This window comes from Mesorhizobium sp. C399B (assembly GCF_030323185.1).
Lineage (GTDB): Bacteria > Pseudomonadota > Alphaproteobacteria > Rhizobiales > Rhizobiaceae > Mesorhizobium.
Map to the genome: position 1 here is coordinate 1,479,686 of NZ_CP100472.1, position 14,813 is coordinate 1,494,498.

A 14,813-nucleotide genomic window follows, 5' to 3' on the forward strand; every position below is an offset into this window, starting at 1 on the left:
TCCGAAGCGTTTCCAGGCGACAATGTTCCGCCGATGAGAGAACAATGAAGGCTTCACCGCCAGCGCACAATCCCCTTAGCCGCGCTGTGTTGCCGTCGCCTAGTGTCTAAAGGCCTTTAACCAGCCACGGATCGGTGTCGTATCCAAGGCGCGGCTTTTCCGGCGTTCCACCGGCCGGCAATTTGGCGGTTCCGGTCGGCCTGCAGTCCAGCTCGAGCACCTGCTTCTTGGCCGAGTGCTTCGTAGAGCAAAGGTCCGTGGCGTCACTCACCACCACCTTCTTCTCCTTGGCAACAGCGACACCAGTCCCAGCGATCACGATCGCCGCGCAAAACACAGCTACTCTCATCATACTCCCCACCGTTGCGCCTCCCCAAAAGGCTGAGCATGACGTTACGGCACTTTTAAATTAGCGCAAGCGAATATTAGCTTGCCTAGTCCCCTTCACATCGGCTCTGGTCGCCTCCCCAACCGTGCGGCACGGTGGATAAAGACAATCTAGCTGCCTCGTTGTCTACACGCGGAAAGCCTGCTCATAAGCACTTGCTGATAAGTGTAGCCTGCTATTATCTGCTCCAGAATGGATACCGATACGACCGCTATTCCGGCTGTCAGCAACGACCGAGACACTTCTGCTGCTCGCGAAAACGTCGAAGCGGGGCGTTGTAGTGAAACTGCCTCTTCTGGTCGGACAGCGCTTCGAGCTGGCTACTTTGATTTGCCTGCTGGGGCTTTCGCTGCAGAAGGGAAGGCATAACTGCAGCACTGCTGGCCTCTCCCCCACATGAAGGCTTGCGCGCATCGCTAGGCCACGGTGCCGGTAAAGTTGTACTCGACCGGCAAGGGAGTTGGTTACTCGTACTCCGAACGCTTGCATTCGATCAAAGCAGCCGCAACGCAAGGCCCTCGTTGTTGAACAGAACGAGGCGGTTGAAACAGTGAACTCGCTTCAAAACCACAGGGCGCTGACTCGTTTCGGAAGTAGGGAGCTTGCGACACACCCTCAACTCGACTTGATTTCTGGCGGCCTTTGGCGCGAGGCGTCGTCAGAAGTAACCGCGAAAGCAACAAAGGAAACGGACCCAACTGGTCCGAAAAACCGTTTGCCTGTTGTCAGCAAGGATCGGTCCCTCCATGCTCTGACCGCTGCAAACACTGGCGTGGAGAAGCCTCGATGTCACAGACCGATGAAAGTCTTATTACCGCTACCATCGAAGGTTACGTTTTGGCCATGTCCACCGGTGCCGAAGAAGGGCTGGGGGCAGCCTTCCACCCACGCGCATCAAACATCGGTAACTTCCAGGGCGCGGTCGAATGGCTGAGTGTCGATGCCCTATGTCGGCGAGGTGATGGGTGCGGGCTTGCCGCCGAACACCAGCCCCAACTGGACAGTCGCATCGCTCGACATTACGGGCGATGCAGCCACTGTGAAGGTTGAGGACGAATTTGGAACCACAAGGTTCACCGACTATCTTTCCCTGCTCAAGATCGCAGGAGAGTGGAAGATCGTTAGCAAACTCTACCACCTTCACCATTAGGACCGTCCAGATCACAGGCCAAATACCGCAAACTGGCGACCTTCAACCTGTCGTAGGTCTCCCAGCGCCTTTAGAGCTTGAGCTCACTCCTTAGCGCGTCGATTCGCTTCGAGGCCTCGGCTTTGCTTAGATCTTCAGCGTAGCTTCTGTCGTCGCCCGCCTGCTCACATAATGTTTTCAAGTAGGAAGCTTGCGACGGAGTCATTGGCTCGTCACCAGTCGTCCATTCGTCAGGATCCTTGCTGATAGTTTCGCTTTTGGCTCGGGGTGAAGTTTGCATGACGCTCTCCGTGTTGGGAACGGCACAACGTATTTGATCTGCTTTTGTTCCACATGCTTGAAGTGTGTGAAATTGCGAGGGCATAGGTGTTCACGACTGCAAGTTACCCGTGCTGGAAGAATCCGACGAGATTGCTTAGCTTCCGCTCGCGGTCGCCAACGATGAACCCGACGCCAACTCTGCGCGAGACATCGAAAGATCCTCCGCGCCCGCAATTTACCCCAACGGTGAGGAGACAATCCCCATGAAAGCAATCGTAGCGACGGACCAGACTGCAGGAACGGCCGGGATGAAGTTGGTGGAGCTGCCCGAGCCTCAGGCGGCAATTAACGACGTGGTCGTACAGGTTCATGCGGCAGGATTCGTCAACACCGAACTGGAGTGGCCCTCGACGTGGGCCGATCGAGCCTTCCGTGACCGGACCTCTTCGATCCTGGGCCACGAACTGGCTGGTGTGGTCACTGCGCTCGGCTACGGCACCACAGGGCTTTCTATCGGTCAGCGGGTGTTCGGCCTCGCGGACTGGCATCGCGACGGCACCCTCGCCGAGTATGTTGCCATGGAGGCCCGTAACCTCGCGCCGCTGCCCGGCGATGTCGACTTTACGGTGGGCGCTAGCCTGCCGATCTCCGGCCTAACCGCATGGCAGGGGCTGTTTCAGCATGGCCGCATCAAGGCCGGGCAGAGCGTTCTCGCGCATGGCGCTGCCGGTGCCGTCGGTTCGATGGTGGCGCAGCTTGCCAGGGAGGCTGGAGCCTATGTGATCGGCACCGGGCGGGCCGCCGACCGCCAGAAAGCGCTCGACTTCGGTGCAAATGAATTCCTCGACCTCGCAAAAGACACGCTTGAAGATGTAGGCGGCGTCGATCTGGTGTTCGATGTCATCGGCGGCGATTTCCAGAAGCGATCCGCAACGCTCGTCCGGGCCGGAGGTATCCTTGTCACAGTCGTTGGACCAACGGACATTCGACCTGCCGATGGCCTGACCGTTGACTTCGTCGTCGAGGCTGATCGCCCCCAGCTTTCTGAGATAGTGCAGCGGATCCGCGATGGACGACTGCGGACGAACATTGGCAAGGTTTCGAGCTTGGATGATGCCATCGGCACCTTCAACTCAACCGACCGACGTGCAGGAAAGACGGTTGTCCGCGTTCGTCCGTGAGAATTTGGGGCGGAGGCGGGTCCTCTCTCCTTATGGCCGCGTCGGCAGCTGACACGGTGAGGTGCAAAACAGCGCCTTTCGCGGGATGTAGTCATTGTAGCCGGGCGAGGAATTGGGGTCGTCCATCGTAACCCGATGAGCTGGTTTGCCAAACAGAGGAGGTCGAATCCTTCACGTGTTGAAAGGCCGCGATGGGGGCTCTGCAAGAGTGATACGATTGCCGTCAGGGTCTGCGATCTGGGCAATCTTTCCGTAATCACCCTCCGATTCACGTGTGAGCATTACGCCACTTTCTTCAAGCGACCTCCGGGCTTTGTCCATTTTGGGGACCACAATAGTCAGTCTGCCGGACCCAGCATTTTCCTTATCATGGAAGATTTGCAAGTTCGCGCCTGCGACGTTGCGCCATTGGATCAACCCGTCCATGGGACGATCATCAGGCCTCCGCTCGAAAAGCCGGGTATAGAACTCCTCCGCTTTCTCCATCCTTGCCGTGGCGAGCACGGCGTAAACTCCTTGGGTTTGCATTCACATCCTTCGTGCAAATTGGCTCCGCCAATAAATGGGCAAGGGTGGATTCCGTTCCGAAATGCGGTGTTTGCGGGAACCTGCTTTGTACGTTTCCGGCTCTTGCCTTTTTCGGAAAGTGACCCACAGAATAGCTGATTGAGGTTCTATCTCTCTGGGAGGATGGGATGGACATTCAAGCACCTGTTCGGCCTACGCAGCAAACGGCCAAGGAGCTGGTCCGCGAGGTCCTGTTGGGTTCTCAACCGGGCAACACAATTTCCGTCAAGGCGACCATTGCAGCGGTGCGCGAGCGCGGCCATGATCTTCGTGAGACTGACTGCCAGTTGGTCGAAATGATCGTTCGTGCAGCCTCAGCTTGGGGACTGTTCATCGCCTTTGACGTTCGAGAGGCGTGATGCCCCACCGTTGGTTCAACCCTCCAGTTTATGTGAAGACCGAGCGCCCGGGACTTCGCCTTGGCGTCAACCGGGTTGATGCCGCCGCCGAGGAGCTCCTAAAGTGGTCCAATCGTGGCCCCAAGTGGAGGCTGGCGGCCGAGGCTTGCCTATCTGCGATGGATGGCAAAATGCCGGGTAACGATTTCCGGCTGCTGTTCGAAGCCGCAGCAGATGAAGAGGAGATGCTACTGCCGGATTAAAATCGCTATACGGCGAGACCATTCGGGTCTGTTCGCGTTGGCGGTGCGCAAATTCACCAGCGCAACGGATATCTTTGCCGTCCGTCTCCGTCAAATTTCAAAGTGAGACACCACCGAGCGACGACCTAGATGGACAGCTGTTCGCCCGTGGGCGTAGGATAGGGCCGGGGGCGACCGATGGAGGTCACATGGTTGATGAAGAGCATCGCCGCGAACGAAGGCAGCGGGGTGCTGAAAGGCGCCTCAATCATCGGCGGAATCACAAACTCCGAGATCAGTTGCACCATTCGGAACCAAAACAGTGGCGGAGCTGAACTCAAAGTCCCGGTGGAATCGCGTGTCCCCGAGCGGTTCGTGCTTTACGTGCCGACCGACGGCGTTGCCTACCAAGCAGTTCTGCGGTGGCGCAGGAACGACCTAATCGGGGTTCAATTTATAGGAACGTGCCAAAGCCGCGTCTCCACTATGGCTAAGCCTATGCCCGGGATGCACAGACTCGGGAATTTGGACATTCTCCGGCGCTCCACACGTGTTCCATGGCAGTCATACTTTAGAGGTTACCCCCCGGCGAACCTTCGCTTCAGGTCGACATGGTCAGAAGGCTGAAGATCACGGGAATATTCCTCGTCCAGATAGTTAGCCAGACGCTCACGCGCCTGCGGGGGTACCCAGTGAAGACGTCAAACACCGTCCAGCTTTCGGCGGGTTCCTTCCTCAGGTCGTAGCTTTGGGAAGCCATGCCGTCCACTAGGTAAGTCTGCGGTCCAGTTCTCAAGCAGTGATCGACATTCCTGTTGGAATGCGGGTTCTACAGCAGATTCGGTTTCAAGGATCGCGAGGGGTTGGCTCAATGCATCATGAGCGACCCAGCATTCTCAGAAACCGGCACCCGTCTGCGCAGCCTTATGATGCAGATAGGTAGAGTCAAAATCTGCGGCGCGAACGAGCCCTGCCCAGTCGGGCGCATGAAAACGCGAGCCAAGGGTAGATATCAGACCGTCGCGTCGAAGGTCCTGAAGCACTCGGTTCACGTGCACAGAGGAGAGGCCTAGTGCGTCGCCAAGTGCAGCCTGCGTTATGGGGAGATAGGCCACATGATCTTCAATGCGACCGACCGAGCGAAGGCGGACAATAAGTTCGCAAAGAATGTGAGCCATACGAGAGTAGGCGTCGCGCCTTCCGACGTTGGTGACCCACTCTCGATAGATCGCCGCATCGATCACAGTGGAGCGCCAAAACACTCTCGTTATCGAAGAGTGCTGTTTGCAAATGGCGCGAAGATCGTCGTGCCGCATGAAGCCCACTCGAGAGGGCATGAGAGGGGTGAAAGTGCAATCCATGACCGACAAATGCAAACCATGCAGGTCGGGAATGTCGCCCGGAACAAAAAAGGAGGAGATCTGACGCTTGCCCTCCCCGGTTAGTTTGGTCGACCCTATCAAGCCCTCAAGAACGACGAAGGAAAGGTTCGGCTTCTCGCCCTCCCGCAAAATGTCTTCATTGGCCTGGTATTTCTTCTCCTGAATCGAGATGTTCCCCAAGATCGCAATGTCTGATTCTGCGAGTTCCGAGATGGCTTGGAGCTTGCGGATCAAGATGTTGAAAGACGGACCATGTGCCATCAAAAACCTGTTCGGGTTTGCTCCCAACTTTTAGTTGGCGCTAATGTTCCCGCTGCCCAGAGGAGACGACGGCCAATGGTCGGTGCGTCGACTATGCAGGCGGGGCTGGGGTTCAGCTGTCCTCAATCCTTTTGCACGCGAAAGTAGCACGCGTGCGGATCAGTAGCAGTAAAATCAACGCTTTAAGCGATTTCAAGCACTTGCTTGAAGAGTGGCGCGCCCGAAGAGACGCAGCGCGCCTTCGCCTAAGCGCTGATTTTATTGGTCTATTTCTTTAAAAAAGTAGCACGCCTGTAGCATAAATCAGTGACAAAAGCCCGTACTAGGCACGCTTGGATAATTAGTCCGCGGCGAGCGCGATGGAATGCTCGCCGCGTTGCGCACCGAAGGACAGCGGTTCTGCTCTTTTCCGGACGAGCCATTCATCCGGGATACGTCGGTTTTGTTCACGCGCACGGCCGACATCGGGAAGCTCGCTGTGCGCAGACCGATCCCCGGCGTCTCCGACCTATCATGTCGGCCGACCTATGGAACTTCTTGTGCGAGCATAGCCCGAAACCTTCCAGGCGATCTCCCGAAAATATCTACCGAACGGCGCTCGTCCAGATTTCCGGCATGACCCGCTCAGCATCTTAGCGGAGACCGAGGCCTGGCTCGAGTAGAAGGTATACGTCCTTCTAGGGCTTAACCGTAAACGACATGCGGCTTACTCTGACCCACTTCGATGATGTAGCCGTCTGGATCGCGAATGTAACAGCGAGTTTCGCCGTACTTTTCCATCGGTTCCGTGATGAACTCAGCGCCCCGACCTTGCCAACGTCGATAGCAGTAATGAATATCAGCAACGCGGATGTTCATGAAGCTGCTGAGTGAATCGGGATCTGGGGGAACGCCGAGCGTCACCGACGGTTTGTCAGGTGTGGGGCCGCCGCCGATGTTGACGATGAGCCAGGTATTGGCGATGCGGATATATCCCGGCGCGCCGCTGCTATCGCCCAGGCTAAGAATGCGTCCTCCGAAGACCATCTCATAGAATCGAGCTGAGCGTTCGATGTCGGCGACGGTCAGAAAATGCGCGACGGTGAAGCCATGCTGCGGGGGCATTGCATAGATTTCATCCTCAACTCGTACTTCCGTCATCCGCGACTCCTATTTCGAGGTCTTCGCGATCCGCCATGGCCCGCGAGAACAGATTTCAATAGCGCTCCGCCGACACGGGTTTTAGTTGGCCTTTTGTATGATCCGTCTCTTAGCCGACGCCGGCGACGTACACGGCATTCCACCTCCACGGCGTCACACAGCATGGCTGCTTACGTCGAAAACGAAACTATCCCACCTGAACCCCCAGCATGTTTTTCAGGAAAGGCTATCAGGGCTCAAACGCCCTTCGCGGCCAGCAACTTGCGGTATTCCGCGACGGGCATCCCGCCCCAACCCCAATTCTCCATCTCCACTTCCTCAAACACTACCCAGGTCCAGTCCAGCGGCTTCCCGAGGACGTCGAGCAGCACCTCGCTCACGCCCTTGTAGATGGCTGCTTTCTGCTCCACAGTTACATGATCCACACCAGGCTCGATGCCTTCGCGGGTGAGCTGGACGGTGACAATAGGCATAAGAACCTCCCTTGACTGATGGCTCAGTGGCCAGCGCTCTGGCCGCCGTCGACATGAAGCGTTTCTCCGGTCACGAAAGCGGCATCCTCCAGGTAGAGGACCGCTCCGACGATATCGGAAATCTCACCCAGCCGACCCAGTGGATGCAAGGCCGCCAGCCTCTCGTACGTCTCTGGCGCATGCATCGGCGTCCTGATGACGCCCGGAGACACGGCGTTCACCCGGATTCCGCTGCGGGCATATTCGATCGCCAAACTACGGGTCGCGGCGTCAGCTCCGCCCTTGGTCAGCGAAGCAAGCACCGATGGCACCTTCGAACTGGCCTGCTTCACCAAGCTGGTTGTGATGTTGACGACATGGCCGCCCGCTTGACGTTCCATTGCGGCGATCGCGGCCTGGGTGGCGAAAAAGAAACCGGTCAGATTGGTAGCAACGGCGCGGGCATAATCCTCCGCGGTGTAATGCGTGAAACTGCTGGCAAGGAAAACTCCGGCGTTGTTTATCAGCGTGTCGACCCGCCCGAAACGCTGCAGTGTTTCCTCGATCACCCTCGGTCCCGTCGCCGGGTTGCCGATGTCACCCGAGATCGTGAGCAAGTCCGAGCTATCGGAAGATTTGATAGATCGAGAGGTAGCGACAACGCGGTAATTTCGGCCGAGATACGCCTCAACCAACGCCGCGCCAATGCCCTGCGACCCGCCGGTGATGACAACGACTTTACGACCAGTTTCCATGACAGACCTCGGCGATACTGACCACTAACAACCAGACTGCGTCCCGTCATTTTCCAGGTAACACGTATCTGCAGTATGGCCCGGCAACCATCGTCCAATGGTATCGCATATACTTAGGTATCGGGGTTTATACAGCGACCTACCCGCTTTGCGGGCGGGTGGCGTCTCCACAGCGCCGGGCATTTTTGACTGGGACGAGCACTGCTCGCCAATACTCCGATGCCCATCCACAGGGGGGTGTGTCCGTCTTAAGTATTGCCGACACCTTGGCCCAATAGAATGTTTCGGCGCGGTCTGCTGTCATTTTCCGAAACATCGCGAACGGTGCTTCCGAGGTGCGGCGATGTTAGCGGAGGATCTGGTCATGCTAACAGGACGTGCGAATCCATCATCGGCATCGTGCCAGCCGCTGGCGTGGCATCTTGTCGAAGAGATTAGCCATCGGGTAATCAACGAATATGGCGAAGCGATAGCGATTCTGTCGCTGGCCTCGTCCAGCGGAGAGGCTACGCTGGCGTTAAGGCGCGCAGCGGATCGTCTGCGGGCGATGGCAGAGGCGCATCAATCGCTTCTCGTGCCCATCACTGAGGGATACATCGACCTCGGTGATCATGTTGGGAAGCTGTGTCACAGCCTTTCACGTGCCTCCCTTGGCGAGCGGAGCATTCAGCTGACTGTTGCAACGGACGAAATCCGGCTTGACGCCGCGCGGTGCTGGCCGGTCGGTCTGATCGTCTCCGAGTTGGTCCGGAACGCAGCACGGCACGGCCTAGGGGATAGCCCTGGTTCAATCCGTGTCTCACTGAACAGGAGTGGCAACAGTGTCTGTTGTGTTGTCTGCGACGACGGATGCGCGGCCTATCATCGGCCAGAAGAAAGAGGGCGGTGGTTGATACACGCGCTGACGGCGGAAATTGGGGGCTCGGTGCAATGGAAATTCACCCCGCGTGGATCGATCGTGGGTGTGCGTTTCCCTCTGATAGCGCCCTAGCTTCTGCACCCGAGACTGCTATCGCGCGGTCTGGGTCCCCTATCGGAGTCAAGCAGAGGGCGAGCCGGTTTCACGCGGCAGAGTCGATACGGATCCATGCTACCCGACCGGCGGAACGGAGTGCGCGATCCTTGCCGGTGCTTTTTTCGGGCGTGCAGGATCTCATCCGCCACCTTGCCCACGTTCCGCTCACGCGCGGCAAACCTCGTAGAGAAACCAGCTGCGCCGTTCGCTTTCGTCGATCCATCCTTCGATCAGGCTCGCGGTGGCAATGTCCGAATAGCTATCGCACAGCTCATGGACACGACGCAGCTCCGCCACCAACTGCTTGTTGTCGCCATGAAGCTCTGAGAGCATGTCCTGGGGATCAACATAGTCGGCGTTGTTGTCGAGGATCCGTTGGCGTCCCGCGATATCGGAGATCGAACGGATCGTGGTTCCGCCGATCTTACGCGCACGCTCCGCGATCGCGTCGGTCATCGCGAAAATCTGGTCGCCATGCTCGTCGAGCAAGAGATGATAGTCCCGGAAATTCGGACCACTCATGTGCCAGTGGAAATTCTTGGTCTTAAGATACAAGGCGAACACGTCAGCAAGCAGACCGGCCAGGCCGGCAGCGATGTCGCGGGTTGCCTCGGAACCAAGGTCTGTCGGAGTGCGAAGGAAGCGATCCGAACCGGCTGTCTTGCTCAACTGTTGCGTCATTTTTCAACTTCCCTCTATAGGCCGCGCACCGGCGCCGTTTCGACAAACCACATAGGAAATGCCGTGTTCTGATCCAATCAGACGAAGGTGTCGGACGATCGTAGGGACGCTACGCATCGTACTTTGGGCTTCAAGCGTGAATTGGCGCAAGGAGGATTTGGCCGCCTTCACCGTCAAACCCCGTAAAAAACTACCGTATTTGGTTAAGCTCAAGCTGCTTGCCGACACCTAGGTGCTATGGACGGTGTCGGACAGTACCGGCATCGTGTACGCGTCGTTAAACCGATGTCCAAATGACGAAGACCTGTCGCCGATACCGCTTGGGCCAAGCACGACGCGTCGTAGCATCGCGTCGCTCGATGAAGTCCTCGTCGTCATGATGGAAACTGGGGTTGGGCCCGTTCCCGGCCTCTCTGCGGCGAGTGTATTCGCGGTCCGTTTGAGCGGCGGATGCCTTCAGGTATCTCCATCTGGTTTCAGCAACGCTTCTGAACGCAAGGACCTCGTGCATGGCTGATCAACCGGACAAGTCCGCCACCGCTCAGCCGGTAACCGTCGATGCCAGCAGCCTGCGCGATCAGGTGGCGACGATCAAACGGGCGCTGATAGGCTCACCGGTGTTCAAGTGGCTGGTCTGGACGTCGGTCGGCATCATGGCGGTCATCGTCGCCACGTCGATCGGCCAGGTTCTGCTCAACCGCTGGAACCAGCCTTTCTACGATGCGCTGGCGCGTCGCGACATGGCGGCCTTCCTGCATCAGCTGATGATCTTTGCCGTGATTGCCGGCACGCTGCTCCTGCTCAACATCGCTCAGACCTGGCTCAACCAGATGATCCGGCTGAAGCTGCGCGAGGCGCTGACGCTCGACCTGATCGACCAATGGATGCGGCCGGCGCGGGCCTTCCGGCTCGCCAATGCCGGCGCCATCGGCGTCAATCCCGACCAGCGCATGCAGCAGGATGCCGCGCATCTGTCCGATCTGTCGACGGACCTCGGCGTCGGCCTGCTGCAATCCTTCATCCTGCTGGTGTCGTTCGTCGGCGTGCTTTGGCAACTCTCGTCGGGCTTCGTCTTCCACATCAACGGCTGGTCGCTGGCGATACCGGGCTACATGGTCTGGGCCGCGTTCCTCTATGCCGGCATCGCCTCCTGGCTGAGCTGGCTGGTCGGGCGGCCGCTGATCCGCCTCAACAGCGACCGCTACACCCGCGAGGCCGAACTGCGCTCCTCGATGGTGCGCGTCAACGAGAATGTCGACGCCATCGCGCTCTATCACGGCGAAGCCGATGCCAAGAGACGGCTCGAAATCGACCTTGGCACGGTGCTGGGCGCGATGCGAAACATCTACAAAGCGCAGATCAACCTTTCCTGGGTGACCGATACCTATGGCTGGATCACCGTGGTGGCGCCGATCCTTGTGGCATCGCCGGTCTATTTTTCAGGCGATATCAGCTTTGGCGGGTTGATGATGGCGGTCGGCGCCTTCAACCAGGTGCACTCGTCGCTGCGCTGGTTCATCAACAATATCGGCGGCATCGCCGACTGGCGCGCCACGCTGATGCGCGTTGCCGACTTCCGCATTGCGCTCGATGAAACCGATGTGCTGCACGACAAGGAAAAGCGCATCGAATTCGGCGATAACGCCAATGGCAGCCTGACCTTCGAGAAGCTCCAAGTGGCCTCGCCGGAGGGCTGCACCAAACTTTCAGACAGCCATGTCGAGATCCATCCCGGTGAGCGCGTCATGATCACCGGCGACCCAGGCGCCGGCAAGACATTGTTCTTCCGCGCCATTGCCGGCCTTTGGCCCTGGGGCAGCGGGAAAATCGGCCTGCCGGCTGGAGAAACTCTCATCTTCGTGCCGCGTGTTCCGTATTTGCCGGCCGGCACGTTGCGAGAGGTGCTCAATCACGCGAATGGGCATGCGCCCGCCAGCGATGCCGACATTTCGGCCGTGCTGACCGAGGTTGGTCTTGAACGGCTGTCATCGTCACTCGACCGCGTGGGACGCTGGGACCATGAGTTGGCCGATGACGAACAGCGCCTGCTGGGCGTGACCAGGCTCGCGTTGCGGCAGCCGAAGTGGGTGATCATCGACGAAGCGATGGATGCGTTCGACGGACCCTCGCTGAGGCGCGTGCTGACGATGCTGGAAAAGCATCTGAAGGGAGCCGCGATCATCAATATCGGGCGCGGCCAGCATCACAACCGGTTCTTTCCGCGTGGCCTGACAATCGTCAACGACACCGGTGCCAAGCCGCTGAAACCTGTTCGTGTCAGGGCCGGCGCCATTGATCCGGAGCCGGCTGCCGTCCGCCGCGAGCAATAGATCGATATTCAGATCGCATCGGGTGGTACCATCGCCTGTCCGGTTGGACAGCGTCCCTCACGTCCATATTTTGCGCGATGACTACGCAGTTCACTTGATGCAGCGCTTATCCTGCAGGGGACCTGCAGATCAGAGGTTCGCAGCGCGATTGAGGGTCGTGCCCGTTTGATCACCGAGCGATGGGCCCGCCCTGCCAGACCGACACCATGGTCTTGGCGACACGTTCGTCCAATCGCGGGCCAGCACCCAATGCATCATCTTCGAGGCACCGAGCAGGTAAACATCCAAGGAGCTTCCAGTGGACACCACGACAACCACCCCGCAGATTCGCCTGACACGCCGGACGCCCACCTATTGGCGAGTCACATTCGACAATGCCCCGCTCAACGTCATGGGTCCACAGATGGTGAAAGAGTTCACCCATCTGATTGACGCCATTGAGGCTGACGAAGATCTTCGGGTGGTGGTGTTCGACAGTAGCGTCGAGGGATACTTCCTCAACCATTCAGACTTCAAGGCGCGGATCGAGGATATGCTCGCGCTGCCGCCGGGACCGACGGGCCTGCCGCCCTGGCCGGATTTTCTTGTGCGGCTGACGCGCGCGCCGGTGGCCTCGATCGCCCTCATCCGGGGCCGCGCTACGGGCAACGGGAGCGAAATCACCCTTTCCTGCGATATGGCTTTCGCCAGTAAGGAAAAGGCCATCATTTCACAGTGGGAGGTTGGCGTGGGTATGGTCGCCGGCGGCGGACCGATGGCTCGCCTGCCTCACCTGATCGGTCGCAATCGCGCCATGGAGGTTCTGTTGACCTCCGAGGACATCCGTGGAGAACAGGCTGAGGCGTATGGCTACGTGAACAAAGCCCTGCCGGACGCAGAGCTCGACGCGTACGTTGATGCGCTCGCCACTCGGATTTCGAGGTTCGACAAATGGGCCATCGGGCAAACCAAGCGTTTGGTCAATACCAGTCTTCCGTCGGATGTAGAGCTGGGCGCAGGATGGGAAGCCTGCATAGCTTCGCTAAGCCGACCCGCCGCTCAGGAAGGCATCAAGTCGCTGACCGCCAAGGGCTTCCAGTCGCCGGGAGATGTCGAGAATCGGCTGGCTTTTCACCTGGGCGAGCTGCCTCAGCGATAGACCGCAGTCGATGCGACGGCGTCCCCTCAACGATAAGGATCATTCCATGGATCTGCTCACGAAAGCGAAGTCGGTTGCCGAACGTGTGGAGGCAGAAGCGACAAAGGTCAACGTCCCTGTCGCCGTATGTATTATCGATGTTCACGGCAATCTGGTTCTCCAACACCGGATGAACGGCGCGCCTGTCTTCGCGCTCGAGATTTCCGAGCGCAAGGCGTATACTTCGGCACTGGTACGCCTTCGCACGGCGGACATCCTGCCGCTCGTACAGCCGGGCCAATCGCTATACGCGTTGCCCACAGTCGGCGGGGGGCGCTTTTGCCCTATGGGTGGAGGTGTTCCGCTGCTCGACGAGCATGGAAATGTGTATGCAGGTGTCGGCGTTAGCGGCGGCACTGCAGAAGAGGATGTTTGGATTGTGGAAGCTAGTGTCCGCTAACTGCGCTTCGGCCAAATTCGCCAGAACCCTCGGCTAGGGGCGACGGGATCACCTTGGAGCCCAACCGAACATCGGTGTGGGGGGAGAGCAGTAGCCGAGATTTCCATAGCGGTCCTGCGTCCTGTCACAAAATATTGGTCGGAGCGGTCTTGTGGCTAACGTCATGATCGACAAGCGCACCAGGCCATGCACTTTGACCGAGGTACACAGCGTCTCTCGGACACGTACGACGGCGAGTTCATGGGTTGCTCGCCAGCAGTCTGCTGCGGAAGATTTGCTGAACCTTGCTTTGAGAAACATCCCCGGGGCACGATTGTTATCGACCGGCGGGCCGTCCACTACATATGCCTTTTTGAATATGATGATTGCCGGGAACATGGCGTTTTCGACGACGCGGCCCAGCTTACAAAGGCGTAGAACAAGGCGGGCTGCGGACGCCTTTTCCGCTCCGCCGTTGGGTGGCTAGCAGACCGAGTTGCTATAAGTCGAGGCAATCACGACGCTGGCTCAGGCTGCGGCGATAAATAGCGGTTTTGTTGAGCTTGTTGCTCGGCGCAGGCATTCTGCTGCAACCAAAAAGCATTTTCGTTGCCGAGTTCACCAAGTCGCCTTCGAAGTTCTACGGAGAATTAGCTCGGACGGCGGCAACGCCGGACTGTCCTCAGTTCAACAGGTCAGGCTGACGCCGCTCGTTTCAATGAACTAGCATCGGCAGAGGCTCGAGCATCTCGCCATCGCTCCGGTAGCTCAGCAGATCGAGGATTTGCGCCTGGATCGTGCGTCGAGCATAACGGCTCGCTCATCAGGGACAAGCAAAGACAACTTCACAAGCGCAATGGGTATCATAACGCGCTGACGCATATATCGCCTGCTATCTGGTGCATATAGCTGTCGACGCGGGATCAGCGTCGGAAGTCTGGTACATGTTGCAACATACCAGACGCCCGCTTGCGCGCCTCGCGGCGGCCGACCGGATCGTGCAGCGCGACCATCTCTCGGCGAAGGTTGGCAGCCGGGTGCCCCTGGTCCTTGGCTCCCGGAAGATCACGGCGATCAAGGCTGCACATCCTGCTGGAACTGCTTTTCGCTGGAA

At 58.5% G+C, this 14,813-nt stretch carries 15 protein-coding genes and 2 pseudogenes; 9 read left to right on the forward strand and 8 right to left on the reverse strand.

Annotation, left to right across the window (positions count from 1 at the left end; all coding sequences use genetic code 11):
- Positions 1–106 precede the first annotated feature (106 nt).
- Entirely contained in the window at positions 107–352 is a 246-nt protein-coding gene (locus tag NLY36_RS07005) for a hypothetical protein (RefSeq protein ID WP_023737208.1), read from the reverse strand.
- A gap of 879 nt (positions 353–1,231) precedes the next feature.
- Here NLY36_RS07005 and NLY36_RS07010 point away from each other — a divergent pair.
- Positions 1,232–1,538, forward strand: a pseudogene (locus NLY36_RS07010) (nuclear transport factor 2 family protein).
- 70 nt (positions 1,539–1,608) lie between these two features.
- Here NLY36_RS07010 and NLY36_RS07015 read toward each other — a convergent pair.
- The gene (locus tag NLY36_RS07015) at positions 1,609–1,818 is read right to left on the reverse strand and encodes a DUF3072 domain-containing protein (protein ID WP_023737206.1); all 210 of its coding nucleotides are present in this window, start codon (positions 1,816–1,818) and stop codon (positions 1,609–1,611) included.
- Between the two features lie 244 nt (positions 1,819–2,062).
- Between NLY36_RS07015 and NLY36_RS07020 the strand changes: the two genes are divergently transcribed.
- A complete protein-coding gene (locus tag NLY36_RS07020) occupies positions 2,063–2,980 on the forward strand; it encodes an NADP-dependent oxidoreductase (protein ID WP_023824712.1) in 918 nt (305 codons plus the stop codon).
- A gap of 171 nt (positions 2,981–3,151) precedes the next feature.
- Here the strand turns inward: NLY36_RS07020 and NLY36_RS07025 are convergent, their stop codons facing one another.
- A complete protein-coding gene (locus NLY36_RS07025) occupies positions 3,152–3,484 on the reverse strand; it encodes a VOC family protein (protein ID WP_245260103.1) in 333 nt (110 codons plus the stop codon).
- 191 nt (positions 3,485–3,675) lie between these two features.
- Here NLY36_RS07025 and NLY36_RS07030 point away from each other — a divergent pair, with 191 nt between their 5' ends.
- The 3 genes and pseudogenes from NLY36_RS07030 (at position 3,676) to NLY36_RS07040 (ending at position 4,621) form a co-directional block, all read left to right on the forward strand.
- Positions 3,676–3,906: a hypothetical protein gene (locus NLY36_RS07030; RefSeq protein ID WP_023737312.1), complete on the forward strand. Its 231-nt coding sequence runs from the start codon at positions 3,676–3,678 to the stop codon at positions 3,904–3,906.
- Positions 3,906–4,148, forward strand: coding sequence for a DUF982 domain-containing protein (locus tag NLY36_RS07035; RefSeq protein WP_023669677.1), 243 nt, complete (start codon positions 3,906–3,908; stop codon positions 4,146–4,148). Before NLY36_RS07030 ends, NLY36_RS07035 begins: the two co-directional genes overlap by 1 nt.
- Positions 4,149–4,336: 188 nt before the next feature.
- Positions 4,337–4,621, forward strand: a pseudogene (locus tag NLY36_RS07040) (PilZ domain-containing protein).
- Between the two features lie 402 nt (positions 4,622–5,023).
- Here the strand turns inward: NLY36_RS07040 and NLY36_RS07045 are convergent.
- The 4 genes from NLY36_RS07045 to NLY36_RS07060 all read right to left on the reverse strand — a co-directional run bounded on the left by NLY36_RS07045 (position 5,024) and on the right by NLY36_RS07060 (position 8,117).
- Entirely contained in the window at positions 5,024–5,770 is a 747-nt protein-coding gene (locus NLY36_RS07045) for a Crp/Fnr family transcriptional regulator (RefSeq protein ID WP_023824711.1), read from the reverse strand.
- Between the two features lie 684 nt (positions 5,771–6,454).
- Positions 6,455–6,910 carry a VOC family protein gene (locus NLY36_RS07050; protein WP_023744399.1) on the reverse strand — a complete coding sequence of 152 codons (456 nt, stop codon included), beginning with the start codon at positions 6,908–6,910 and terminating at the stop codon, positions 6,455–6,457.
- A gap of 236 nt (positions 6,911–7,146) precedes the next feature.
- Positions 7,147–7,383 (reverse strand): tautomerase family protein, encoded by a 237-nt coding sequence (locus tag NLY36_RS07055; protein ID WP_023737317.1) that lies wholly within the window; start codon positions 7,381–7,383, stop codon positions 7,147–7,149.
- Positions 7,384–7,406: 23 nt separating this feature from the next.
- The gene (locus NLY36_RS07060) at positions 7,407–8,117 is read right to left on the reverse strand and encodes an SDR family NAD(P)-dependent oxidoreductase (protein WP_023824710.1); all 711 of its coding nucleotides are present in this window, start codon (positions 8,115–8,117) and stop codon (positions 7,407–7,409) included.
- Between the two features lie 364 nt (positions 8,118–8,481).
- Between NLY36_RS07060 and NLY36_RS31520 the strand changes: the two genes are divergently transcribed.
- The gene (locus NLY36_RS31520) at positions 8,482–9,108 is read left to right on the forward strand and encodes a sensor histidine kinase (protein WP_352806718.1); all 627 of its coding nucleotides are present in this window, start codon (positions 8,482–8,484) and stop codon (positions 9,106–9,108) included.
- A 189-nt stretch (positions 9,109–9,297) separates the two neighbouring features.
- On the opposite strand, the gene NLY36_RS07065 is transcribed toward NLY36_RS31520, so the two are convergent.
- On the reverse strand, positions 9,298–9,813 hold the full coding sequence (locus NLY36_RS07065) for a Dps family protein (RefSeq protein ID WP_023737320.1): 516 nt from the start codon (positions 9,811–9,813) through the stop codon (positions 9,298–9,300).
- Positions 9,814–10,322: 509 nt separating this feature from the next.
- Between NLY36_RS07065 and NLY36_RS07070 the strand changes: the two genes are divergently transcribed.
- The 3 genes from NLY36_RS07070 (at position 10,323) to NLY36_RS07080 (ending at position 13,720) form a co-directional block, all read left to right on the forward strand.
- Entirely contained in the window at positions 10,323–12,143 is a 1,821-nt protein-coding gene (locus NLY36_RS07070; RefSeq protein ID WP_286461778.1) for an ABC transporter ATP-binding protein/permease, read from the forward strand.
- A gap of 298 nt (positions 12,144–12,441) precedes the next feature.
- On the forward strand, positions 12,442–13,281 hold the full coding sequence (locus NLY36_RS07075; RefSeq protein WP_031199880.1) for an enoyl-CoA hydratase/isomerase family protein: 840 nt from the start codon (positions 12,442–12,444) through the stop codon (positions 13,279–13,281).
- A gap of 46 nt (positions 13,282–13,327) precedes the next feature.
- Entirely contained in the window at positions 13,328–13,720 is a 393-nt protein-coding gene (locus NLY36_RS07080; RefSeq protein WP_023734859.1) for a GlcG/HbpS family heme-binding protein, read from the forward strand.
- The last annotated feature ends 1,093 nt before the right edge of the window (positions 13,721–14,813 follow it).

Bases quoted from the DNA above. Each gene is read 5' to 3' on its own strand.
- NLY36_RS07005 (WP_023737208.1), bottom strand. From the start codon at position 352: ATGATGAGAGTAGCTGTGTTTTGCGCGGCGATCGTGATCGCTGGGACT.
- NLY36_RS07015 (WP_023737206.1), bottom strand. From the start codon at position 1,818: ATGCAAACTTCACCCCGAGCCAAAAGCGAAACTATCAGCAAGGATCCT.
- NLY36_RS07020 (WP_023824712.1), top strand. From the start codon at position 2,063: ATGAAAGCAATCGTAGCGACGGACCAGACTGCAGGAACGGCCGGGATG.
- NLY36_RS07030 (WP_023737312.1), top strand. From the start codon at position 3,676: ATGGACATTCAAGCACCTGTTCGGCCTACGCAGCAAACGGCCAAGGAG.
- NLY36_RS07035 (WP_023669677.1), top strand. From the start codon at position 3,906: ATGCCCCACCGTTGGTTCAACCCTCCAGTTTATGTGAAGACCGAGCGC.
- NLY36_RS07045 (WP_023824711.1), bottom strand. From the start codon at position 5,770: ATGGCACATGGTCCGTCTTTCAACATCTTGATCCGCAAGCTCCAAGCC.
- NLY36_RS07050 (WP_023744399.1), bottom strand. From the start codon at position 6,910: ATGACGGAAGTACGAGTTGAGGATGAAATCTATGCAATGCCCCCGCAG.
- NLY36_RS07055 (WP_023737317.1), bottom strand. From the start codon at position 7,383: ATGCCTATTGTCACCGTCCAGCTCACCCGCGAAGGCATCGAGCCTGGT.
- NLY36_RS07060 (WP_023824710.1), bottom strand. From the start codon at position 8,117: ATGGAAACTGGTCGTAAAGTCGTTGTCATCACCGGCGGGTCGCAGGGC.
- NLY36_RS31520 (WP_352806718.1), top strand. From the start codon at position 8,482: ATGCTAACAGGACGTGCGAATCCATCATCGGCATCGTGCCAGCCGCTG.
- NLY36_RS07065 (WP_023737320.1), bottom strand. From the start codon at position 9,813: ATGACGCAACAGTTGAGCAAGACAGCCGGTTCGGATCGCTTCCTTCGC.
- NLY36_RS07070 (WP_286461778.1), top strand. From the start codon at position 10,323: ATGGCTGATCAACCGGACAAGTCCGCCACCGCTCAGCCGGTAACCGTC.
- NLY36_RS07080 (WP_023734859.1), top strand. From the start codon at position 13,328: ATGGATCTGCTCACGAAAGCGAAGTCGGTTGCCGAACGTGTGGAGGCA.